Source organism: Streptomyces iconiensis, from assembly GCF_028657195.3.
In the GTDB taxonomy this organism is placed as follows: domain Bacteria; phylum Actinomycetota; class Actinomycetes; order Streptomycetales; family Streptomycetaceae; genus Streptomyces; species Streptomyces iconiensis.
In genome coordinates this window covers 37,354-57,428 of record NZ_JANCPR020000003.1, presented here as the reverse complement: position 1 = coordinate 57,428, position 20,075 = coordinate 37,354, and the positions used below count along the sequence as shown (strand labels likewise).

The window sequence follows — 20,075 nt, the reverse complement described above, 5'->3', positions numbered from 1 at the left end:
GTCTTCGTCACGTACGCATCACCGCACGGAGCACCAGTTGTCTGTCATCGACGTCCATACGCACGTCTTCCCGAAGATCTCCCAGGCCGAGAGCCGCATCCTGTCCGAGGCCGGCGAGCCATGGCTCCGCGACCACGGGGACGGTACGGGCATGATGATGAGCGGCGAGGAGGAGTACCGCCCGGTCCACGACGCGCTGTGGAGCGCGGAGCGCCGCGTCGCCGAGATGGACGCGCTGGGCGTCGATGTCCAGGCCGTCTCCTCCACTCCGCTGCTGTTCGGCTACGCGGCGAGCGCGGAGCGGGGCGTCGAGTGGTGCGAGCTGATCAACTCCCGCATCCTGGAGTTCTGTTCGCAGGCCCCCGACCGGCTGCTGCCCGTGTGCCAGGTGCCGCTCCAGGACGCGGAGGCGGCATGCGAGGCGGCCTCCAAGGCGCACGCCGCAGGGCACAGGGGCGTGCACATCGGCAACCACATCGGGCTGCGCAACCTCGACGACGAGGGCGTGCTCGCCTTCCTCGCACACTGCGCCGAGATCGGCATGCCCGTACTCGTGCACCCGTGGGACATGCTCGGCGGGGAGCGGATGACCCGCCATATGCTGCCGTGGCTGGTCGGAATGCCCGCCGAGACGCAGCTGTCGATCCTCGGCATGATCCTGGCGGGCGCCTTCGAGCGGCTGCCGAAGTCGCTGAAGCTGTGCTTCTGTCACGGCGGCGGCAGCTTCGCCTTCCTGCTGGGCCGCGCCGACAACGCCTGGCACAACCGGGACATCGTGCGCGCCGACTCGCCGCACCCGCCGTCCTCGTACGTGCGCCGCTTCTACGTCGACTCCGCCGTGTTCGACCCCAAGGCGCTGCGGCTGCTGGTGGACGTGATGGGCGCCGACCGCGTGATGCTGGGCACCGACTTCCCCTTCCCGCTGGGCGAGATGGAGCCGGGTTCCGTCGTGCGCGAGTGCGCCGGGCTGACCGAGGCCGACAGGAAGCTGATGCTCGGCGGGAACGCCGCCGAGTTCTTCGCGATCCGTGGGGAGAGCTGATCCATGGCAGAGGCGGACATGACACAGGAGCGCACGGCACGGCAACGCGTGGCCATCATCGGTTCGGGCAACATCGGAACCGACCTGATGATCAAGGTGCTGCGGACGTCAGAGGTGCTGGAGATGGGCGCCATGGTCGGCATCGACCCGGACTCGGACGGCCTGGCACGGGCCCGCAGGATGGGCGTACCGACCACGCACGAGGGCGTCGAGGGCCTGCTCGCGATGGACGGGTTCGACGACATCGGCATCGTCTTCGACGCCACATCGGCGGGCGCGCACAAGCACCACGCCGAGGCGCTGCTGCCGCACGGCAAGCGGCTGATCGACCTGACACCCGCCGCGCTCGGCCCGTACGTCGTGCCCGCGGTGAACATCGAGGCGCACCTGGAGGCGCCCGACGTCAACATGGTCACCTGCGGCGGCCAGGCCACCGTGCCCGTCGTGGCGGCCGTCTCGGCCGTGACGCCGGTGCGCTACGCCGAGATCGTCGCGTCCATCTCCTCGCGCTCCGCCGGCCCGGGAACCCGCGCCAACATCGACGAGTTCACCGAGACCACCACCCGCGCGCTGGAGGAGGTCGGCGGCGCCAGGACCGGCAAGGCGATCATCGTCCTCAACCCCGCCGAACCGCCGCTGATCATGCGGGACACCGTCTACTGCGTCGTCGGCGCCGACGCCGATCCGGAGGCGGTACGCGAGTCGGTGACCAAGACGGTCGCCGACGTGGCCGCCTACGTACCGGGCTACCGCCTCAAGCAGGAGGTCCAGATACGCCCGCTGACGGCGGACGACCCCCTGGCCTCGCTGGGCACGCACAGCGGCGAGGGCTCCGGGGAAGTGGGGCCTGCCCAACTGGTGTCCGTGTTCCTGGAAGTGGAAGGCGCCGCGCACTACCTCCCCGCCTACGCGGGCAACCTCGACATCATGACGTCCGCCGCGCTGCGGGTAGCGGAAAGGCTGGCCACGCGATGACCTCTCCCCAGACACCGGACCAGGCCCCGGGCCAGACATCGGACCAGGCCCCGGACCAGACGCCGGGCCGGACATCGGGCGGCCGGACGCCGGATCGGACGCCGGAGCTGTACCTCCAGGACGTCACCCTGCGGGACGGCATGCACGCGATCCGGCACCAGTACACGACGGACCAGGTCCGCCGGATCGCGGGCGCGCTCGATGCCGCCGGGATCGACGCCATCGAGGTCGCGCACGGTGACGGCCTCGCGGGCTCCAGCGTCAACTACGGCGCCGGCGCGCACCTCGACGAGGAGTGGATCGCGGCGGCAGCCGAGGTCGTCACCCGCGCCAAGCTCACCACCCTCCTCCTCCCCGGCATCGGCACCGTCACCGAACTGCGCCGCGCCTACGACCTGGGCGTGCGCTCCGTACGCGTGGCAACCCACTGCACCGAGGCCGACATCTCAGCCCAACACATCGCGGCTGCGCGGGAGTTGGGCATGGACGTCGCCGGGTTCCTGATGATGTCCCACATGGCGCCGGCCCAGGAACTGGCCCGGCAGGCCAAGCTCATGGAGTCCTACGGCGCGCACTGCGTGTACGTCACCGACTCGGGCGGCCGGCTGACCATGGACGGCGTGCGTGACCGCGTACGTGCCTACCGCGACGAACTGGACGACGCCACGGGCATCGGCATCCACGCGCACCACAACCTCGGCCTGGGCGTGGCCAATTCGGTGGTCGCCGTGGAGAACGGCGTCACCCGCGTCGACGCCTCGCTGGCCGGGATGGGCGCGGGAGCGGGCAACTGCCCCCTGGAGGCGTTCACCGCCGTCGCCGACCTGATGGGCTGGAAGCACGGCGCCGACACGTTCCAACTCATGGACGCCGCCGACGACATCGTGCGTCCCCTCCAGGAACGCCCGGTACGCGTCGACCGCGAGACCCTCACGCTCGGCTACGCGGGCGTGTACTCCAGCTTCCTGCGGCACGCGGAGGACGCGGCGGCCCGCTACGGCCTGGACACCCGTTCCATCCTGGTCGAGGTGGGGCGCAGGGGCATGGTCGGCGGACAGGAAGACATGATCACCGACATCGCCCTCGACCTACGCGCCGCGGGGCACTGACGCGGGGAGCTGGCGGGAGGGCGCGGGAGGGAGGGCTTGGCCACGGGGCGCTGGTGCGGGGTGCTGACGCGGAGGGGGCGCGCGGCCGGTTGTGGGCGGCACGCGAGGTGCCGCAGCCGGTACACGTCCGTCCGCGCGGTGCACGCCGTCCACGGCGCTCAGGCGCGGGCGATCTCCATCTCGTGGTCGGAGTCGATGACGTGCCCGGTCGGTATGAAGCCGAACTTCCGGTAGAACCCGGCGGCGCGCGGATTGTTCTTGTGGACGAACAGCCGGACCCGGCCGACCAGGGGCTCTTCCAGGGACCAGGCCCACTCCATGCCGGCCCGGAAGAGCCGCTCGGTCAGGCCACCGCCGCGGTGTTCGGGGCGGACGAAAACGTTCACCAACTGCGCCTGCGGGGTGTGGACCGGGTTCCCGAAGAAGTCGTCCTCTCCCGCGCGTTCCACCAGAACCACCACGGTGCCGGCCCAGCGTCCCTCGGCGTCTTCCGCGATGAACTGCCGGGTGGAGCCTCCGAGTGAGGCGTCCTTCGTTCGTTCCTGCCAGTGGGAGTCGGGGCGCTCGGCCGCCCATTCCAGCGTGTCGAGGAACGCGACGGGCGCGGCCGGATCGGCCAGCGCGGCAAGCCTCAGCTCTTTGACCTGTGACCACTCATCGGCGTTCACAGGACGGATCTGGTAGGTCATCCGCCAATGCTCGCCGGGCCGCTCACCGCACCGCAACACGTTTTACGCGCCGCCGGACCCTCGCCCGAACGCCCTCACACCCCGAACGACCTCACATCCCGTAGGACCTCACACCTGTGGTCGGGCCTGGAGGAGGCGGGTGATGCCGTCCGGGCTGAAGGTGTCGCGGGCCGCGAGGGCGACGGCGCCCACCAGGCCAGGCTCCGAACCGGGTTCGGTGGTGGTGATGGTCAGCCTGCGGGTGGCAAGAGGCAGCGCGCGCTGGTAGACGACAGCGCGCACACCGGAGAGCAGTTCGTCGCGCTGCTCGCTCATGGGCCCTCCGAGCACCAGCGTGCGGGGGTTGTACATGTGCACCAGCATGGCGACGACTTCGCCGATCTCGGTCGCTGCCTGCCGTATGCGGTAGAGCGCCTTGGGGTCACCGTTGGCGAGGGCTTCGGCGAGCAGCCGTGAGCCGTCGCCCGCGCCCGAGTTCCCGGTGCGGAAGCCGAGGTCGCGCAGTACGGCACTGTGGGAGGCAACGGCCTCCACACAGCCGGTCTTACCGCAGCTGCACAGCGTGTCGGAGTGGCTGGAAGCCCGCAGATGGCCGATGTCGCCGGCCGCACCGTCCGCCCCGCGGTGGACGCGCCCCTCAGCGGTGATGATGCCGGCGCCGATGCCCGCGCCGATCTTGACGGCGAGGAGCGGAGGGTCGACGTCGTCGCGCTCGGCCTCGCCCAGCGCCATGAGGTTCACGTCGTTGTCCACCACGACGGGGGCGTGGAAGCGCTCTTGCAGATGGGCGCCGACCGGGTAGGCGTCCCAGCCGGGCATGATCGGCGGCCGTACGGCGCAACGGTGCTGGAAGTCCACGGGTCCCGGCAGCCCGACGACGACCTCGCGCACGGGAGCGCCGTCCCTGCCGTGCTCGCCGAGGAGTTCACGCAGCCGGGTGGTGACGGCGCCGAGCACGGCCGCCGGGCCGTCCTCGACCGGAACGGGGACGACGTCGCGGGCCAGGATCCGGCGGCTGAGGTCGGCGATGACGACCCGGGTCTCGCTGACGTCCACGTCCGCGACGGCGAGCGTGCCCGCAAGCGGGCTGATCGACAGAACTCTCGGCGGGCGGCCCCGCACCGAGGCTCCGACCTCGGTCTCGCTCAGGATGCCGCGCCGCAGGAGGTGGTCGACCTGCTGTCCGACGGTGGAGCGGGCCAGCGAGGTGCGGCGCGCGATCTCCGCGCGGCTGGTGGCCTCACCCGAGGCCACAGCGGCGAGGATCCGGCGCAGTGCGACGGTCGCTGAGTTCATGGCCGAACCGGTAGGGGGATCAAGGGCCTCATTGCCACCGTCTTTATGCACAACAGAAAACTAAAAGTGGCTTCTTGTGTTTGTCAACGGGCTGAACGAGGCTGGAATGCGTCGGTCGGCGGAGAACAATCGGCCGCCCGACGGAACGAAAGCAACAGGAAGGTCCCCACATGACCCGCGGGTGCAAGGGAGCAGCCATAGTCGGCACCGGCATGATCGCCGGTGTCCATGCCCAGGCGGTACGCGCCACGGGCGGGAGAGTGCGCGGGGTGGTCGCCTCGTCGCCCGAGCGCGGCACACAGGTGGCCAAGGAGTGGGAACTCCCGCGCGGTTACCCGGATCTCGAAGCGGCGCTGGCTGACGACAGCGTGGACATGGTCCACATCTGCACCCCGAACGGGCTGCACGCAGCGCAGGCCGAAGCAGCGCTGCGCGCGGGCAAGCATGTGATCTGCGAGAAGCCGCTCGCCACCTCCGCCGCTGACGCCGCCCACCTGGCGGCCGTGGCCGAGGAGACGCAACGCCTGCTGGCCGTGCCGTTCGTCTACCGTTACCACCCGCTCGTACGGGAGATACGGGCACGCGTACAGGCAGGCGAGTTCGGCGCCTGGCAGCTGCTGCACGGCAGCTACCTCCAGGACTGGATGCTCGACACCGATGCCGCGGGCTGGCGCACCGATCCCGAACGCGGCGGCCCTTCCCGCGCTTTCGCCGACATCGGCTCGCACTGGTGCGACCTGGTCGAATGGGTCGCAGGTGTGCGGTTCGCCGAGGTGTCGGCGCGGCTGGCGACCACGATCCCCGAACGCCCGGCCGGCGCGGCGCCCGACGCACCCCGCGTGCCCGTACGTACGGAGGACGCGGCGGCGGTGCTTCTGCGCACGGCGGAGGGGGTGTTGGGCACGCTCACCGTCTCGCAGGTCTCGGCGGGGCGGAAGAACCGCCTCTGGTTCGAACTCGACGGTGCCGAGGGCAGCGCCGTCTTCGACCAGGAACAGCCGGAGACCGTATGGCTCGGCACCTCCGAGGGAGCCACGGTGCTGGCGCGCGATCCCGGGCGCGGCAGCCCGGAACAGCGGCGGCTGTCGACGCTGCCCGCCGGGCACCCACAGGGTTACGCGGACTGTTTCCGCGCTTTCGTCGCCGACGCCTACGCGGCGGCCGGGGGCGCGAAGCCCGAGGGGCTGCCGGTCGCGGCCGACGGAGTGCGTTCGGCCCGGCTGGTCGAGGCGGCCCTGGACTCCTCCCGTTCGCTGGCGTGGACCGCGGTGGACACCGCGACCGGCGGGGCAACGGCAACGGCGACCACCACGCCCGCCACCGGCACCGGCACCGGCACCGGCACCGGCACCACAGTCGCCGGCACCGACATCGCAGCCGCCGGCACCACAGCCACCGATGCCGCCGCGACCGGCGCGGGACCCGCGACCTCGAAGGAGTACGTCTCATGAAGCTCGGAATGCTGACCGCCTGTCTGCCGCAGCTCTCTCTGGAACAGATCGCCGAATGGGCCGCGGCACGGGGGTACGAGGCCCTGGAAGTCGCCGTCTGGCCCGGTACGGGAGGGCGCGACTTCGAGGCGGCGCACCTGTCGGTTGCCGGGTTCGGACAGCGGGAGGCCGACGCCACGCGCGCGCTGTTCCAGCAACACGGCCTGGAACTCTCGGCGTTGGCGTACTACGAGAACAACCTGCACCCCGACCCGGAACGGCGCGAGGAGATCCGCACCCATCTGCGGCACGCGATCGACGCGGCGGCGGCGCTGGACGTGCCGTACGTGGGGACGTTCATCGGCCGCGACTGGAACCGCTCCGTCGCGCAGAACCTCGCCGAGGCCGAACGGGTCATCCCGCCGCTGGTCGAGTACGCCGGCGAACGCGGCGTGAAGCTCCTCATCGAGAACTGCGTCATGGAGGGCTGGCACCCCGACGGCTACCCGGGCAACCTCGCCTACTCGCCCGAGCTGTGGGAGTGGATGTTCTCCCTCGACCTCTACCTCAACTGGGACCCCTCGCACCTCACCTGGATCGGGATCGACCCGGTGGAGACCATCGCGCCCTACGCGGAGCGCATCGTGCACGCACAGGCCAAGGACGTGGAACTGCGCCCGCGCGACCGCACCCGCTGGGGCCACTTCGGACCGGCCGTCGACCGCAGCGGCAACCCCTGGGACATGGGCTGGTGGCGCTACCGCGTGCCGGGCCTCGGCCAGGTCGACTGGCCGCACGTGGTGGACAGGCTCTACGAGGCGGGCTTCACCGGAACGCTCTCCGTCGAGCACGAGGACCCCGTATGGGGCGGCGACGAGACCCGGGTCAAGCAGGGCCTGGACATCGCCTACCGCACACTGCGTCCGCTGCTCGTCGGCTGAAGACGGTATACACACGCCGCCTGCACGGCACGTGGCACCCGGCACGGGCTCCGGCACCGGAACCGGCACCGGCACCGGCACGCCGACTACGGCTCGCCGGTCGGCAGTCACCGATCTGCGGTCGGCAGTCACCAATCGACAGTTACCAGTCGACAGTTACCGATCGGCAGTCAGCGGTCGCCCGCATATCGCATACCAAATCCCGCACACCGCATCCGGCACACCGGATCCCGCACCCACATCCCGGCCCCGGCACATCGCATCCCCCATACCGCACACCGGATCCCGAATCCGGCACACCACATACCGCGCACCGCACACCGGTCCGGCACACCACATACCGCGCACCGCGCACCGGTCCGGCACACCGCATCCCACGCACCGCATACAGGATCCCGGATCCGGCACACCGCACACCGCACACCGCACACCGCACACCGCACACCGCACACCGCACCATGGAGCGCCAAGTGACCTTCTCCCCCTCCGCACCTGCCCGTGTCGGCATCATCGGCACCGGCAACATCTTCGACAGGTACGTCAACGGCATGGCGCGCTTCCCGCGCCTGCGGATAGCCGGTTGCGCCGACCTGGACCACTCCCGCGCGGTCAAGGCGGCGGCCGACCACGGGATCGCGGCGTACGACTCCGTCGAGGCGCTGCTCTCCGACCCCGACGTGGACATCGTCGTCAACATCACCCCGCCCGTCGCGCACGCCGCCGTCTCGGCGCAGGCGATCAGGGCGGGCAAGCACGTCTACGTCGAGAAGCCCGTCGCCGCGACCGTCGCCGAGGCGGCGCCGCTGACCGGACTGGCACGGGAGCACGGCGTCCTGTTCGGCTCGGCCCCCGACACTTTCCTCGGCAGCGCGGCCCAGACGGCGCGCAAGGCGCTCGACGACGGCGTCATCGGGGAGCCGGTGGGCGCGACGGCGTTCGTCACGCACAGCAAGGCCGAGACATGGCACCCGAATCCCGGCTTCCTCTTCGCCCCCGGTGGCGGCCCCGGGCTCGATCTGGGCCCGTACTACCTGACGAGCCTGGTCAATCTGCTCGGTCCGATCGCCACGGTCTCCGGGCTGAGCCGGGTCGGCGCCGCCGTTCGCGAGGTGACCAGCCCCGACCGCACGGTCGACCGTATACAGGTCACCACGCCCACCCACGCTGCGGCCGTCCTCGGCTTCGCCTCCGGCGTCATCGGCTCGCTGCAGATGAGCTTCGACGTCTGGAACCATCACCTGCCGTTCCTGGAGATCTACGGCACAGCGGGGACGTTGACGATCCCCGACCCGAACGGCTTCGACGGCGACGTGCAGGTACGGGGCAACCACGATTCCGAGTGGACCACGCTGCCGCCGGTCTTCCCGGCGTCGGGCTCCCTCGACATGGCCGTCCAGATGCTGCGCGGCAAGGGCGTCGACGACCTGGCGGGTGCCGTGGACGGGGCACCGCACCGCGCCACGGCCGAACTCGCCTTCCACGTACTGGAGGCGCTCGAAGCCGTGGAGACCTCCAGCACCACCCGCCAGGTCGTGGAACTCACCTCGACCGTGGAGCGCCCCGCGCCCGCGGCGCAGTAACCGGCCCACCCAGACGCGGTAGCCGGCCCGCCCCACAACAGGCCGGACGGCCCGGGGGCGGCACGCCAGGCAGCACGGCGAACCGCCAGGACAAGCGACACAGCACGACAGGCAACGCAGCACGCAGCCACGACAGCAATACAGCGCACAGCGCACAGCGCACAGCGCACAGCGCACAGCGCACAGCACATAACCGAGGAGCAGGACCGTATGAGCACCACCCGACCCAAGTTCGGCGTCGATCTGATCACCTTCTACAACCCGTCGTTCTGGGGCCTCCCCGACGAGGCGGCGATCCAGGAACTCTCCGACCGCGACCCCGACGCGATCTGGCGCAAGATCCTCGACTCGGCGGCAGCCGCCGGCATCACCAGCCTTGAGGTCACGTTCGGCCCGGCGAACGTGGACAGTATCCGCAGGGCCTTCGGCGGGGCCAAGGAGTTCAAGAAGGAACTCGACGGCCGGGGCATGGAGTTGAAGAGCGCCTTCTACCTGGAGGGCAGTTGGGACCCGGCGGCGGACCGCGGGGCGATAGCCGACAGCGCTGCCGCCTACGCCCGGTTCATCAAGGAGGCGGGCGGGGACGTCCTCGTGGCCTCCCCGCCGATGCGTACGACGTGGAACGCGCAGCCGCCGCAGTTCAACGACTTCGACTTCCTCAAGAACGTCGCGGACATCGCCCATGTGGTCGGCCACGCCAGTCTCCAGGAGGGCGTGACCACCGCGCTGCACACCGAGGCGCACTCCTCCTTCTGCACGGCACGCGATGTCGACCTGCTGATGGCCCTCACCGACCCGCTGTTCGTCAGCCTCTGCCCCGACACCGGGCACCTGGCGCTGTCAGGGGGCGAGCCCACGCACATCGTCTCGCGCCACCGGGAGCGCGTGGTCATCTCGCACTGGAAGGACGCCACGGGCCCCGCCCCGCTCCGGGTTCCCATCGACGAGACGATCCACGACACGCACCGCGAGTACTTCCGCAGGGTCGGCGCCGGCTCCATCGACTGGTTCTCCTGGGGCCGTCTGATGCGCGAGATCGGCTTCACCGAGCTGGCGCTGCTGGAGCTGGACGCGGTCGCCGACCCGGTTACGGAGATCACCGCGGCCCGCGAGTTCATCGAGCGGTCCCTGGCGCCCGTCTTCCCGTAGGCCCAGGCTCCACCCCGGAGGACCCGGCCCTCGCATAAAGGCCGGCCAGCCCCGGTCCTCCCGCGAGCCCTCGTCCTCCCGCAGGTCCCGGCCCCCGTACGAGGACACCCCCGTCCTCCCCCGAGGGCCCTCCTCCCCCGGAGGACACCCACCTCCTCGCGAGTCCCCCGCGAAGACGCCTTGTCCTCCTCGCGGGGGCAGCGACAGCACCTCCCGTGCCGGGCGGCGGTACACCCCACCGTCCCCGCGCTCTCCTCACAGTCGGCGCCCCCTCCCCTCTTTCCCCTCCTTCCACACCCCACGGCTCCCCTTCCGCTTTCCCCCGCGAGCCGTGCCGGGAGGGGCGCCGCGCCAGATTCCACCGTTGACGAGCCCGTGCCCGGCTCCCGCCGCGTACCCGCCGTCTCGGCCTGTCGAAAGGCGCATCCATGAGTGACAGAGTCGTCAACTCACCGGAGAAGTCCGGGGAACTTCCACCTCCGACCACCACCACCGCACCCACGCCCGCGTCGGCAACCACGCCCGCGTCCGCATCGACATCGGCATCGGCAACCACGCCCGCGGCCACATCCGTGGCAGGGCCGGGTGCCGAGCCCGCCCGTGCGAGCGCCGCCTTCATCGCGATCTACATCCTGGCGCTCTTCGGCAGTTACGTCGCGATCATCACGCCGTCCGTCGTCTCGCTGGCGCTGAAGATCCAGCAGATCGACCCCGACGGCAAGGTCGGCTCGCTCTCGCTGGTGCTCAGCGTGGGCGCGCTGTGCGCCGTGCTCGCGAACCCCCTGTTCGGAAAGCTCAGCGACCGCACGACCTCGCGGTTCGGTATGCGGCGCCCGTGGATGATCGCGGGCCTGATCGGCGGAGGTGCCGGGCTCGCGATGGTGGCGGGCGCGGTGAACACCGGCATGGTTCTCATCGGCTGGTGCGTGGCCCAGACCTTCTTCAACGCCCTGCTGGCCCCGCTCGTCGCGGTCCTCCCCGACCAGATACCGCCGCGCCAGCGCGGCGTGGTCGGCGGCCTGATGGGCATCTGCTACCCGGTCGGCCTGATCCTCGGTACGTGGATCGCGCAGCGTATGGCCGCCAGCGCGCCGCAGGCGATGATCCTGGCCCCGATGGTCATCGCCGCTGCGACCGTGCTGCTCCTGTGCGTGAAGCTCAAGGACCGGCGACTGGACCCGGCGGACCAGCAGCCGTGGAACCTACGGGAGTTCCTGCGTACCTTCTGGTTCAACCCCCGTAAGAACCCCGACTTCGGCTGGGCGATCCTCAGCATTCTGCTGGTCTCCACGGCGATCATGACGTTCGTGACCTACCAGGTCTACTACCTCTCGGACTATCTCCACATCGGCGAATCCCGGCTGCCGGCGCTGACGTTCGTCCTCACCCTCGTCGTCAACGGGACCAGCGCGCTCACCGCACTCGTGTCCGGCTGGCTGTCCGACCGCTACCACCGGCGGAAGTTCTCCATGGTCTTCGCCGCGGTGCTGGCCATCGCCGGTTTCGTCATACTCATCTCCACCCGCTCGCTGCCCGGCATGTTCGTCGGCGCGACGGTGCTCGGCCTGGGCAACGGCTTCTTCTACAGCGGGCACTACACCCTGCCCAGCTCCGTCCTCCCCAGCGAGCAGGACTCGGCGAAGGACATGGGTGTCGCCAACATCGCGGTCACGCTGCCCAGTTCACTCGTACCGATCTACGCGCCCACACTGCTCGGCCTCGGCGGCGGCGACAGCTACCCGGCACTCTTCGTCTCCGGAATCGTGCTCGCCCTGCTGGGCATTCCCGTGGTGAAGCGGGTACGGGGCGTGTCCTGACGGGGTCCACGGGTCCACGGGTCCACGTCGCACGGTCAGCGAGCACCGACAGCTCACAGTACCGTCGGTCGAGCCCCGACAGTCGAGCACCGACAGTCGAACACCGACAGCCGAGCACCGTCAGTCGAGGACGGCGGCGACCGCCTCGATCTCCACGAGCTGAGCCTCGTAGCCGAGCACGGTGACCCCCATCAGCGTGCTGGGCACCTCGTGGGTACCGAGCGCGTCGCGGTAGACCTCCCATGCGGTCACCAGGTCCTCCTGGCGGCTGGAGGCCACCAGCACGCGGGTGCTGATCAGGTCCTCCAGTGAGGCACCCGCCTCCTTCAGCGCCACCCGCATGTTCTCCACGGCCTTCGCCGCCTGCCCCGCGTAGTCGCCGACGGCTGCGGTCGAACCGTCGTCGTTCAAGGGGCAGGCGCCCGCCAGAAAGACCAGGCGTGCCTCGGCGGGCGCGGTCGCCGCGTAGGCGTACTCCGCCACGTCGGACAGCGACTGGGAACGGATCAGGGTCACGGCGCGCGCCACGGAATCTCCTGGGGTCACGGAAGCGGGGTTCCGTGAAGGGGTTCACGGAACAGGGGTAACGGACCAGCGAAGTCCCAGCACACAGCCGCTCCCGCCCCACCGCAACCCGTTTTCCGCACGGCAGGAGCATCAGGTCTCTCCGCCCGGCACGCGCCGCATTCCCGCCCGGCACGCGTCACATCTCCGCCCGGCACACGCCGCATCTCCGCCCGGCACACCTCACATCTCTCTCCACCCGGCACGCGCCGCGTTTCCACCGTGGCGGACCTCAGGCGGGCGCCAACTTCCGTATGCGGTCGGCGAGTTCATCGCGGTAGAACTCGATGAACCCCATCGGGTCGGGGCCCGCGTTGAGCAGCACCAGCCGGTCGAAGCCGGCGTCGGCGAAGGGCAGGGCTACCTCCATCGCACGTGCCGGGTCCGAGCCGCAGGCGAAGCGGTCGCGGATGTCGTCCTCGCGTACGGTGGCGGTCGCGGCCTCGAAGTTGACCGTGTTGGGCAGTTCGCTCATCACCTTCCAGCCGGTCACGGCCCACCGGAAGTCCTGCCATGCGGCGCGCACCGCGGTGGCCTCGTCGGGCGCCCACGCCATCGGCACCTCCGCGTACCTGGGCCCCTTGCCGCCCGCCTCGCGGTAGTGCCGCACGATCTCGGGCTTCTCCTCCGTCGCGAAGAGCCCGTCGCCCAGCTCGGCCGCGATCCGGGAGGAGACGGCGCCGCTGGCGGCGACGGCGAGCAGCGGTGCCCGCTCGGGCAGGTCGAAGACGCGCGCGTCCTCCAGCCGCAGATGACGCCCGTCGTAGGAGCGGTAACCGCCCTGCCACAGCAGCCTGATGATCTCCAGCGCCTCCCGGAACATCGCCTGCCGCTCCCGTACGCCGGGAACGCCCCTGCCCACGATGTGTTCGTTGAGCCGCTCGCCCGAGCCGACTCCGAGGACGAAGCGGCCGTCGGACAGCAGCGCGAGTGTCGCGGCGGCCTGGGCGATGACGGCGGGGTGGTAGCGGATGGTCGGGCAGGTCACGCCGGTGACCAGCTCGATGCGCTCGGTCTTCGCCGCGATGGCGGCCAGTACGGAGAACACGAACGACGAGTGTCCCTGGCGGTCCAGCCAGGGGTGGAAGTGGTCGCTCATCTCCACGAAGTCGAACCCGGCGGCCTCGGCCGCCACGGCCTGCCGGACGAGGTCGTCGGGACCGTACTGCTCGGCCATGAGCTTGTAGCCGATCTGCATGATCTCCTCGCTCTCTGCTCGCCTGCACGTCCTCCCGTCCACGGTGAACCTTTCTCCGCCGTCCCACACCTCCGGCCGCTCCCTGCCAGGTCGCCGCCGTGTGTGGGGCGGCCGAACATGGGAACCGGGGGAATGTCCGAGTGGCCCGATGCACCGGAGAGCCGGCAGCGCCGGAGGGCCGGCCGAGCGGAAACAGCGGAAGCCGGAGGGAAGGATTCCCATGCGCCACCTCAACGACCTGTCCGTGCTGGTCACTGGCGGCTCCCGGGGGCTGGGGCTGCTGCTCGCGCGACAGTGCGTCGAACGCGGCTGGAACGTCACCATCACCGCCCGTGACCAGGAGGAGCTGGACCGCGCCGCCGCCCTGCTGCGCCGCAGGGCCGGGCGGCGCGGTACGACGGTCGCGGCGCGCGTCTGCGACGTACGGGACAAGTACGCCGTCCGCGATGTGGTGGCGCGTACCGCCGAGGACCAGCGGGGCCTGGACGTGGTGCTGGGCAACGCCGGGATCATCCAGGTCGGCCCGGCCGAGGCGACCGGCGAGGAAGGGTTCCGCGGCGCGATGGAGACGATGTTCTTCGGCGCCCTGCACACCTCGCTGGAGTCCCTGCCGCATCTGCGCAAGAGCTCCGTCGGCGGGCGGCTGGGACTGATCGGGTCCGTCGGCGGGCTGCTGCCCGTACCGCATCTCCTGCCGTACGCGTGCGCGAAGTCCGCGATCGGCGCGCTGGCCGAGGGGCTGCGCGCCGAGCAGGCTGAGTACGGGGTCAGCGTGACGGCGGCGCACCCCGGGCTGATGCGGACCGGCTCGCACCTCCAGGCGGAGTTCGGCGGCGATGCCGCGCGCGAGTACGCGTGGTTCGCGACGCTGGCCGGGATGCCGCTGGTGACGATGAGCGCGCCGCGCGCAGCCGAGCGCATCGTCGACGCGGTCGAGCGCCGCAGGACGCGGGTGGTGCTGACCCCCGCCGCGCGGCTCGGTGCCACGGCGTACGGGATGGCGCCGACGCTGGTGACCCGCGCCAACTGCCTCGTCGCCCGGCTGCTGCCCGACTCGCAGGAGAAGGAGGGCGCCACCGTCAAGGGGCACGGCCTCGCGCAGGACGAGAACGCGGCACGTCCGCGCTGGCAGTCGGCGATCAGCGCGCTCAACGAGCGCGCCTCGCGCCGCTTCAACGAAACCGCACGACAGGGCACGTGAGGGATGGGCACCCGGTGAAGGACGGGCACCCCGTGGAGGAGCTGACATGAGGGCACTGACCTGGCAGGGAAAGCGCGACGTGCGCGTGGAGACCGTCCCCGACCCGGAGTTGAGGGAGCCGACCGATGTGCTCGTGCGTGTCACCTCCACCGGCATCTGCGGCTCCGACCTGCATCTGTACGAGGTGCTCGGGCCGTTCATGACGCCCGGTGATGTCCTCGGGCACGAGCCGATGGGCATCGTCGAGGAGGTCGGCTCCGCCGTGACCCGGCTGGCGCCCGGTGACCGCGTGGTGGTGCCGTTCAACGTCTCCTGCGGCACCTGCTGGATGTGCGAGCGCGGTCTGCACTCGCAGTGCGAGACCACGCAGGTCACCGAGCGCGGCACGGGCGCAGCGCTGTTCGGCTACAGCAAGCTGTACGGGCAGGTGCCGGGCGGGCAGGCGGAGTTCCTGCGCGTACCGTTCGGCGACACCCTGCCCGTCAAGGTGCCGCAGGGGCCGCCCGACGACAGGTTCGTCTACCTCTCCGACGTACTGCCCACCGCCTGGCAGGCCGTGGCCTACGCCAACATCCCGCGGGGCGGCAGCGTCACCGTGCTCGGCCTCGGCCCCATCGGTGACATGGCCGCCCGGATCGCACAGCACCAGGGCGCCGAGCTGGTCGTCGGCGTCGACCTGGTGCCCGAACGCCTCGCGCGCGCACGCGCACACGGTGTCCGCACCCTCGATCTGCGGGAACACGGCGACCATCTCCCTTCCGTCGTACGGGAGTTGACCGACGGGCGGGGAACCGACGCGGCGATCGACGCGGTCGGCATGGAGGCGCACGGCGCCCCGCTGGCCCGCGCGGCGCACCAGGCCGTCGGCCTGCTTCCCAGCGGCTTCGCCGAGAAGCTGATGGAACGCGCTGGTGTGGACCGGCTCGCCGCGCTGAGCGCCGCCATCGAGGTCGTACGGCGCGGCGGCACCGTCTCGATCTCCGGCGTCTACGGAGGCAGCCTCGACCCGCTGCCGATGATGACGATGTTCGACAAGCAGCTTCAGCTCCGCATGGGCCAGGCCAATGTGCGGCACTGGACCGACGAGATCCTCCCCCTCCTGACCGACGACGACCCGCTGGGCGTCGACGGCTTCGCCACCCACCATCTGCCCCTGGACGAGGGGCCGGCCGCGTACGGCACCTTCCAACGCAAGGAGGACGGCATGATCAAGACCGTCCTCAACCCGTGAGCCTGACCGTGTGCCTGGCCGTGGGCCGGGCGTGATCCGGGAGGGCCGGGAGGGCCGGGAGGAGAGGCCGGAGGGAGCGGAGCCGAGGGGGCCCGAGGGCGGCCGGACGGGCGCGGTCCGGGGCCCGCGCGACAGGTCAGCCCCAGCGGGCCAGGAGGGCGCCGCAGTAGGTGTCGACTCCCATGAAGGGAGCGGGCGGCACGGCGGGCTGGATGGTGCGTACCAGTTCGGGCAGCTGGGCCGCCCACCCGCCGAGGGGCAGCCACGCGGCGACATGGGCCTGTTCGCGGTCGGTACCCGGCCTGCCGTCGCCACCGACGTCGTGCCGCATCCGCCAGCTGCGCCCCTCGCGCGCGACGACGTGCCGGGAGAAGGCGGCGGCCACGGCCCGCATGTCGGCGTCGGTGAAGACGAGGGGGAGCCCGGGCGTGCGGTGGTAGAGCTGGAGGAAGTCGAGGTCGATGAGGGCGTGCGTCACATCCTCCGGCACGGTGACGGCGCCGTAGGAGGGCCGGTGGAGGGAGCCGTCGGTCGCGACGGAACCCGTGGCCGACCAGCCGTTGTAGACGCGCCCGAAGCGCGGCCAGTACGGCCATACGGCGACCCCGGTACGCACCACGAAGTCGTCCCGCAGGGCGCGCGCCATCGCCGCTGCCCGTTCGGCGTACGCCTCCTCGCCCGTGACGGCGGCCAGTTGGACCAGTGTGCGGCCCACGGCCAGGAACTCGTTGGTGGGCAGTTCGGCCCCCGCGAAGGAGACCGGTTCATCGCGCAGCCACCGGTAGCAGCCGCGTCCGCCCTCGACGGGCTGCCACTGTTCCTCGTGCGCGCCGACGGCCCGCCGTACGAGGTCGAGCCAGCCCTCCAGGCGTGCCCTGACCGAGGCCGGTACCGCGTCCTCGCGCTCCCGTGCGAGCCGCGCGAGCCCGGCGATCGGATAGGTGATCATCCCGGTCTGCGCGGCGAGCGCCACCCGCGCCGGCCGCACCGCGTACTGACCGGCGCGCACCCGCCGCCGCTCACCGCCTCTGTCACCCCGGGCACCTCTGCCACTGGCGCCCGCGCCACCCCCGCCGTCACCGGCGCCGGGCAGCGGTACGAGCCGCGCGGTGATGCCGCTGCGCTGCTCGTACGCCTCGTAGAGCAGGTGATCGGCGCGGCGTGGGTCGCGCGGGTCGAGGCTGAGCCCGTGCGCGGCGAAGGAAGGCCGGCCCTTGCCGGTGACGGTGAGCCCGAAGCGGCCGTCCTTCTCGGGCACGACACCGACGACGGCGTGCACCGAGCGGGGCGGACAGACCGTCACCTCCAGCGCGGCCCGGCCCTCCTCGTCCTCGACGACGGCCGTGGCAGCGGTGAACTTCCCCGCCGTGCTCCACACCGGCCCGCTGCGCCCCCTGTGGTCGGTGATCCCGCGCTCCTCGTCACGGGCTGCGAGCACCCCCTCGATCAGTTCGGCGAGCCGCACCGCGTACGCGGGGTCACCGGTCCGCTCCCCCATCAGCACATAGCCCTGCATACGCCAGGAGGTGCCCCAGCCGATCACCCCCGTCTCGTTGTCCTCGGGGACGCCGGGCCCTGAGACCCCGGTCAGCCCGTTCTCGACGTGGTGGAAGTACCGCGCTCCGGCCCGGAACGCCCGGGTGCGGACCTTGGAACGGGTCAGGACCTGAGTGATCATTTCGCGCATAACGGGATTATGCGCGGAAATACGCTCAGGACGAGGGCGCCCCGCGCAGGTCCTTGATCCGGCGGAACTTGCCCGCCGACCGTTCGATCGTGCCCGGGTCCACGACCTGTACGTCGACGGTGACGCCGATGCCGTCCTTGATGCCCTGGAGGATGGCGGCGGCCGAGCCACCGCGCAGGGCCGTGTCCGCTTCGGGGCGTGCCTCGACGAGCACGGTGAGGTGGTCCATCCGGCCGCGCCGGCTCAGCTGGAGCTGGAAGTGCGGCGCCACGGCAGGGACCCGCAGCACGATCTCCTCGATCTGGCTGGGGAAGACGTTGACCCCGCGCAGGATGAGCATGTCGTCGCTGCGTCCGGTGATCTTCTGGATGCGGCGGAACGAGGAGCGTGCCGTCCCCGGCAGCAGGCGCGTCAGATCGCGGGTGCGGTAGCGGATGACGGGCAGCGCCTCCTTGGTGAGCGTGGTCAGCACCAACTCGCCCTCTGCCGCCGCCTCTTCACCGAGCGGGTCCACGATCTCCGGGTAGATGTGGTCCTCCCACACATGCAGCCCGTCCTTGGTCTCCACGCACTCCTGTGCCACACCGGGGCCCATGACCTCGGACAGGCCGTAGATGTCCACGGCGTGCAGGTCGAGCCGGTCCTCGATCTCGCGGCGCATCTCCTCCGTCCACGGCTCGGCCCCGAAGATGCCGACACGCAGCGAGGTGGAACGCGGGTCGATGCCCTGCCGTTCGAACTCGTCCAGCAGCGTGAGCATGTAGGTCGGGGTGACCATGATGATCTCGGGCCGGAAGTCCTGGATGAGCTGGACCTGACGCGCCGTCATTCCGCTGGAGGCGGGAATCACGGTGCACCCCGCGCGCTCGGCGCCGTAGTGCGCACCGAGCCCTCCGGTGAACAGCCCGTAACCGTACGAGACATGGACCTTGTGCCCCGCGCGGCCCCCCGCGGCCCGTATGCAGCGCGCGACGAGTGCGGCCCACACGTCCAGGTCGCCCTGCGTGTAACCGACCACCGTGGGCCGCCCCGTCGAGCCGCTGGAGGCGTGGATACGGCGCACGCTCTCCATCGGCACACCGAACATCCCGAACGGGTACGTGTCGCGCAGGTCGGCCTTCGTCGTGAACGGGAAGCGCGCCAGGTCCTCCAGCGTGCGGCAGTCCTCCGGGCGCACACCCGCGGCGTCGAACTTCGCGCGGTACAGCTCCACGTCGTCGTACGCGTGCCGCAGCGTGGCCCGCAGCCGCGTGAGCTGGAGCTGACGCAGCTCATCGGGGCTCAACCGCTCCCCCTCGTCGAGCAGTTCACCGGGAAGGGGCTCGCCCAGCCTGCGTGCTGAACCGGCATCCGGGGTGACGACATCGGGGCTCATACTCTGGCTCTCCTTCACTGGGCCGGTGCGGCGGCTCACTGGGCCGGTACGGACTCACTAGGCCGGTACGGACTCTCCTGGCCGGTGCGCTCACCTGACCGGTGCGGACTCACCTGGCCGGTGCGGTGGGTGCTCACCTGGCCGGTGTGGTGCGGCTCCGGCCGCGGAACTCGGCGACGACCTGCTCGCCGCGCAGCACGGTCACGTCGTAGATGCCGCTGCGCCCGAACCGCGTGCGCTCGGCGGCCGTCGCACACAGCACGTCGCCCTCCCAGGCGGGCGCGACGAACGTGATGTCCGCGCCGGCGGCGACGGTCACGGGCCCGTGGCTGTTGCAGGCGCAGGCGAACGCCGTGTCGGCGAAGAGGAAGAGATAGCCGCCGTGCGCCGTACCGTGCCCGTTGACCATGGCACCGGTGACGGCCATCCGCAGCCTCGCGAACCCCTCGCCGCTCTCGACCAGTTCGATCCCGAGCGCGTTCGAGGCCCGGTCGGCCGCGAGCATCGCCTCCACAGGACCGTCGCCCGCCGCCCCCGCCTCCACACCGTCCCGCACCCTTATGCCTCCCGCCCGCCGACCGACCATTCGGTGAATCGTCAGTAATCCAGCCCCGCCGCGGGGCTGTCAAGAGATCACCCCGCACAGCCGTCTGCGCCGGGCGGTGCACGGTTCAGCGCACCCCCTCGGCCACCCGCCGACAGCGCCGCCACCATCAGTCGCTCCAGCGCCTCCCGCAGCGCACGTTCCGCGTCCCGGCCGTCCTCCGTCACGAGCATGAAGCCCAGTTCCC

18 protein-coding genes are annotated in these 20,075 nt (G+C 71.1%); 10 read left to right on the top strand and 8 right to left on the bottom strand.

Going from position 1 to position 20,075, the window contains the following annotated elements; all coding sequences use genetic code 11:
* The first annotated feature begins 37 nt into the window (after positions 1-37).
* The 3 genes from NMN56_RS03285 to dmpG are packed head-to-tail and all read left to right on the top strand — an operon-like array spanning position 38 to position 3,126.
* On the top strand, positions 38-1,042 hold the full coding sequence (locus NMN56_RS03285; protein WP_274042203.1) for an amidohydrolase family protein: 1,005 nt from the start codon (positions 38-40) through the stop codon (positions 1,040-1,042).
* Between the two features lie 3 nt (positions 1,043-1,045).
* Positions 1,046-2,017, top strand: coding sequence for an acetaldehyde dehydrogenase (acetylating) (locus NMN56_RS03280; protein ID WP_274042202.1), 972 nt, complete (start codon positions 1,046-1,048; stop codon positions 2,015-2,017).
* Positions 2,014-3,126: a 4-hydroxy-2-oxovalerate aldolase gene (dmpG, locus tag NMN56_RS03275; protein WP_274042201.1), complete on the top strand. Its 1,113-nt coding sequence runs from the start codon at positions 2,014-2,016 to the stop codon at positions 3,124-3,126. Before NMN56_RS03280 ends, dmpG begins: the two co-directional genes overlap by 4 nt.
* A 158-nt stretch (positions 3,127-3,284) precedes the next feature.
* Here dmpG and NMN56_RS03270 read toward each other — a convergent pair whose 3' ends face one another.
* Positions 3,285-3,815, bottom strand: coding sequence for a GNAT family N-acetyltransferase (locus NMN56_RS03270; RefSeq protein ID WP_274042200.1), 531 nt, complete (start codon positions 3,813-3,815; stop codon positions 3,285-3,287).
* Positions 3,816-3,923: 108 nt separating this feature from the next.
* Positions 3,924-5,111: an ROK family transcriptional regulator gene (locus NMN56_RS03265; protein WP_274042199.1), complete on the bottom strand. Its 1,188-nt coding sequence runs from the start codon at positions 5,109-5,111 to the stop codon at positions 3,924-3,926.
* 170 nt (positions 5,112-5,281) lie between these two features.
* Between NMN56_RS03265 and NMN56_RS03260 the strand changes: the two genes are divergently transcribed.
* The 5 genes from NMN56_RS03260 to NMN56_RS03240 all read left to right on the top strand — a co-directional run bounded on the left by NMN56_RS03260 (position 5,282) and on the right by NMN56_RS03240 (position 12,028).
* On the top strand, positions 5,282-6,562 hold the full coding sequence (locus NMN56_RS03260) for a Gfo/Idh/MocA family protein (RefSeq protein WP_274042198.1): 1,281 nt from the start codon (positions 5,282-5,284) through the stop codon (positions 6,560-6,562).
* The gene (locus tag NMN56_RS03255) at positions 6,559-7,482 is read left to right on the top strand and encodes a sugar phosphate isomerase/epimerase family protein (RefSeq protein ID WP_274042196.1); all 924 of its coding nucleotides are present in this window, start codon (positions 6,559-6,561) and stop codon (positions 7,480-7,482) included. Before NMN56_RS03260 ends, NMN56_RS03255 begins: the two co-directional genes overlap by 4 nt.
* Before the next feature lie 470 nt (positions 7,483-7,952).
* Entirely contained in the window at positions 7,953-9,062 is a 1,110-nt protein-coding gene (locus NMN56_RS03250; protein ID WP_274042195.1) for a Gfo/Idh/MocA family protein, read from the top strand.
* Between the two features lie 210 nt (positions 9,063-9,272).
* Positions 9,273-10,211, top strand: coding sequence for a sugar phosphate isomerase/epimerase family protein (locus NMN56_RS03245; protein ID WP_274042194.1), 939 nt, complete (start codon positions 9,273-9,275; stop codon positions 10,209-10,211).
* Positions 10,212-10,639: 428 nt separating this feature from the next.
* Positions 10,640-12,028, top strand: a complete 1,389-nt coding sequence (locus NMN56_RS03240) for an MFS transporter (RefSeq protein WP_274042193.1) — start codon at positions 10,640-10,642, stop codon at positions 12,026-12,028.
* A 120-nt stretch (positions 12,029-12,148) separates the two neighbouring features.
* On the opposite strand, the gene NMN56_RS03235 is transcribed toward NMN56_RS03240, so the two are convergent.
* On the bottom strand, positions 12,149-12,556 hold the full coding sequence (locus NMN56_RS03235; RefSeq protein ID WP_274042192.1) for a RidA family protein: 408 nt from the start codon (positions 12,554-12,556) through the stop codon (positions 12,149-12,151).
* Positions 12,557-12,824: 268 nt separating this feature from the next.
* Positions 12,825-13,790, bottom strand: a complete 966-nt coding sequence (locus NMN56_RS03230; protein ID WP_274042294.1) for a TIGR03557 family F420-dependent LLM class oxidoreductase — start codon at positions 13,788-13,790, stop codon at positions 12,825-12,827.
* Positions 13,791-14,010: 220 nt separating this feature from the next.
* Between NMN56_RS03230 and NMN56_RS03225 the strand changes: the two genes are divergently transcribed.
* Both NMN56_RS03225 and NMN56_RS03220 read left to right on the top strand, forming a co-directional pair.
* Positions 14,011-14,991 carry an SDR family NAD(P)-dependent oxidoreductase gene (locus NMN56_RS03225; protein ID WP_274042191.1) on the top strand — a complete coding sequence of 327 codons (981 nt, stop codon included), beginning with the start codon at positions 14,011-14,013 and terminating at the stop codon, positions 14,989-14,991.
* Between the two features lie 46 nt (positions 14,992-15,037).
* A complete protein-coding gene (locus tag NMN56_RS03220; RefSeq protein WP_274042190.1) occupies positions 15,038-16,222 on the top strand; it encodes a zinc-dependent alcohol dehydrogenase in 1,185 nt (394 codons plus the stop codon).
* Between the two features lie 136 nt (positions 16,223-16,358).
* Here the strand turns inward: NMN56_RS03220 and NMN56_RS03215 are convergent, their stop codons facing one another.
* The 4 genes from NMN56_RS03215 to NMN56_RS03200 all read right to left on the bottom strand — a co-directional run bounded on the left by NMN56_RS03215 (position 16,359) and on the right by NMN56_RS03200 (position 20,061).
* On the bottom strand, positions 16,359-17,909 hold the full coding sequence (locus NMN56_RS03215) for a hypothetical protein (protein ID WP_274042189.1): 1,551 nt from the start codon (positions 17,907-17,909) through the stop codon (positions 16,359-16,361).
* Between the two features lie 25 nt (positions 17,910-17,934).
* On the bottom strand, positions 17,935-19,284 hold the full coding sequence (paaK, locus tag NMN56_RS03210; RefSeq protein ID WP_274042188.1) for a phenylacetate--CoA ligase PaaK: 1,350 nt from the start codon (positions 19,282-19,284) through the stop codon (positions 17,935-17,937).
* Positions 19,285-19,417: 133 nt separating this feature from the next.
* Positions 19,418-19,789, bottom strand: coding sequence for a hydroxyphenylacetyl-CoA thioesterase PaaI (gene paaI / locus NMN56_RS03205; protein ID WP_274042293.1), 372 nt, complete (start codon positions 19,787-19,789; stop codon positions 19,418-19,420).
* A 128-nt stretch (positions 19,790-19,917) separates the two neighbouring features.
* On the bottom strand, positions 19,918-20,061 hold the full coding sequence (locus NMN56_RS03200; RefSeq protein ID WP_274042187.1) for a hypothetical protein: 144 nt from the start codon (positions 20,059-20,061) through the stop codon (positions 19,918-19,920).
* Positions 20,062-20,075 lie beyond the last annotated feature (14 nt).

Bases quoted from the DNA above. Each gene is read 5' to 3' on its own strand.
- NMN56_RS03280 (WP_274042202.1), top strand. From the start codon at position 1,046: ATGGCAGAGGCGGACATGACACAGGAGCGCACGGCACGGCAACGCGTG.
- dmpG (WP_274042201.1), top strand. From the start codon at position 2,014: ATGACCTCTCCCCAGACACCGGACCAGGCCCCGGGCCAGACATCGGAC.
- NMN56_RS03270 (WP_274042200.1), bottom strand. From the start codon at position 3,815: ATGACCTACCAGATCCGTCCTGTGAACGCCGATGAGTGGTCACAGGTC.
- NMN56_RS03265 (WP_274042199.1), bottom strand. From the start codon at position 5,111: ATGAACTCAGCGACCGTCGCACTGCGCCGGATCCTCGCCGCTGTGGCC.
- NMN56_RS03260 (WP_274042198.1), top strand. From the start codon at position 5,282: ATGACCCGCGGGTGCAAGGGAGCAGCCATAGTCGGCACCGGCATGATC.
- NMN56_RS03255 (WP_274042196.1), top strand. From the start codon at position 6,559: ATGAAGCTCGGAATGCTGACCGCCTGTCTGCCGCAGCTCTCTCTGGAA.
- NMN56_RS03245 (WP_274042194.1), top strand. From the start codon at position 9,273: ATGAGCACCACCCGACCCAAGTTCGGCGTCGATCTGATCACCTTCTAC.
- NMN56_RS03240 (WP_274042193.1), top strand. From the start codon at position 10,640: ATGAGTGACAGAGTCGTCAACTCACCGGAGAAGTCCGGGGAACTTCCA.
- NMN56_RS03230 (WP_274042294.1), bottom strand. From the start codon at position 13,790: ATGCAGATCGGCTACAAGCTCATGGCCGAGCAGTACGGTCCCGACGAC.
- NMN56_RS03225 (WP_274042191.1), top strand. From the start codon at position 14,011: ATGCGCCACCTCAACGACCTGTCCGTGCTGGTCACTGGCGGCTCCCGG.
- NMN56_RS03220 (WP_274042190.1), top strand. From the start codon at position 15,038: ATGAGGGCACTGACCTGGCAGGGAAAGCGCGACGTGCGCGTGGAGACC.
- NMN56_RS03215 (WP_274042189.1), bottom strand. From the start codon at position 17,909: ATGCGCGAAATGATCACTCAGGTCCTGACCCGTTCCAAGGTCCGCACC.
- paaK (WP_274042188.1), bottom strand. From the start codon at position 19,284: ATGAGCCCCGATGTCGTCACCCCGGATGCCGGTTCAGCACGCAGGCTG.
- paaI (WP_274042293.1), bottom strand. From the start codon at position 19,789: ATGCTCGCGGCCGACCGGGCCTCGAACGCGCTCGGGATCGAACTGGTC.
- NMN56_RS03200 (WP_274042187.1), bottom strand. From the start codon at position 20,061: ATGCTCGTGACGGAGGACGGCCGGGACGCGGAACGTGCGCTGCGGGAG.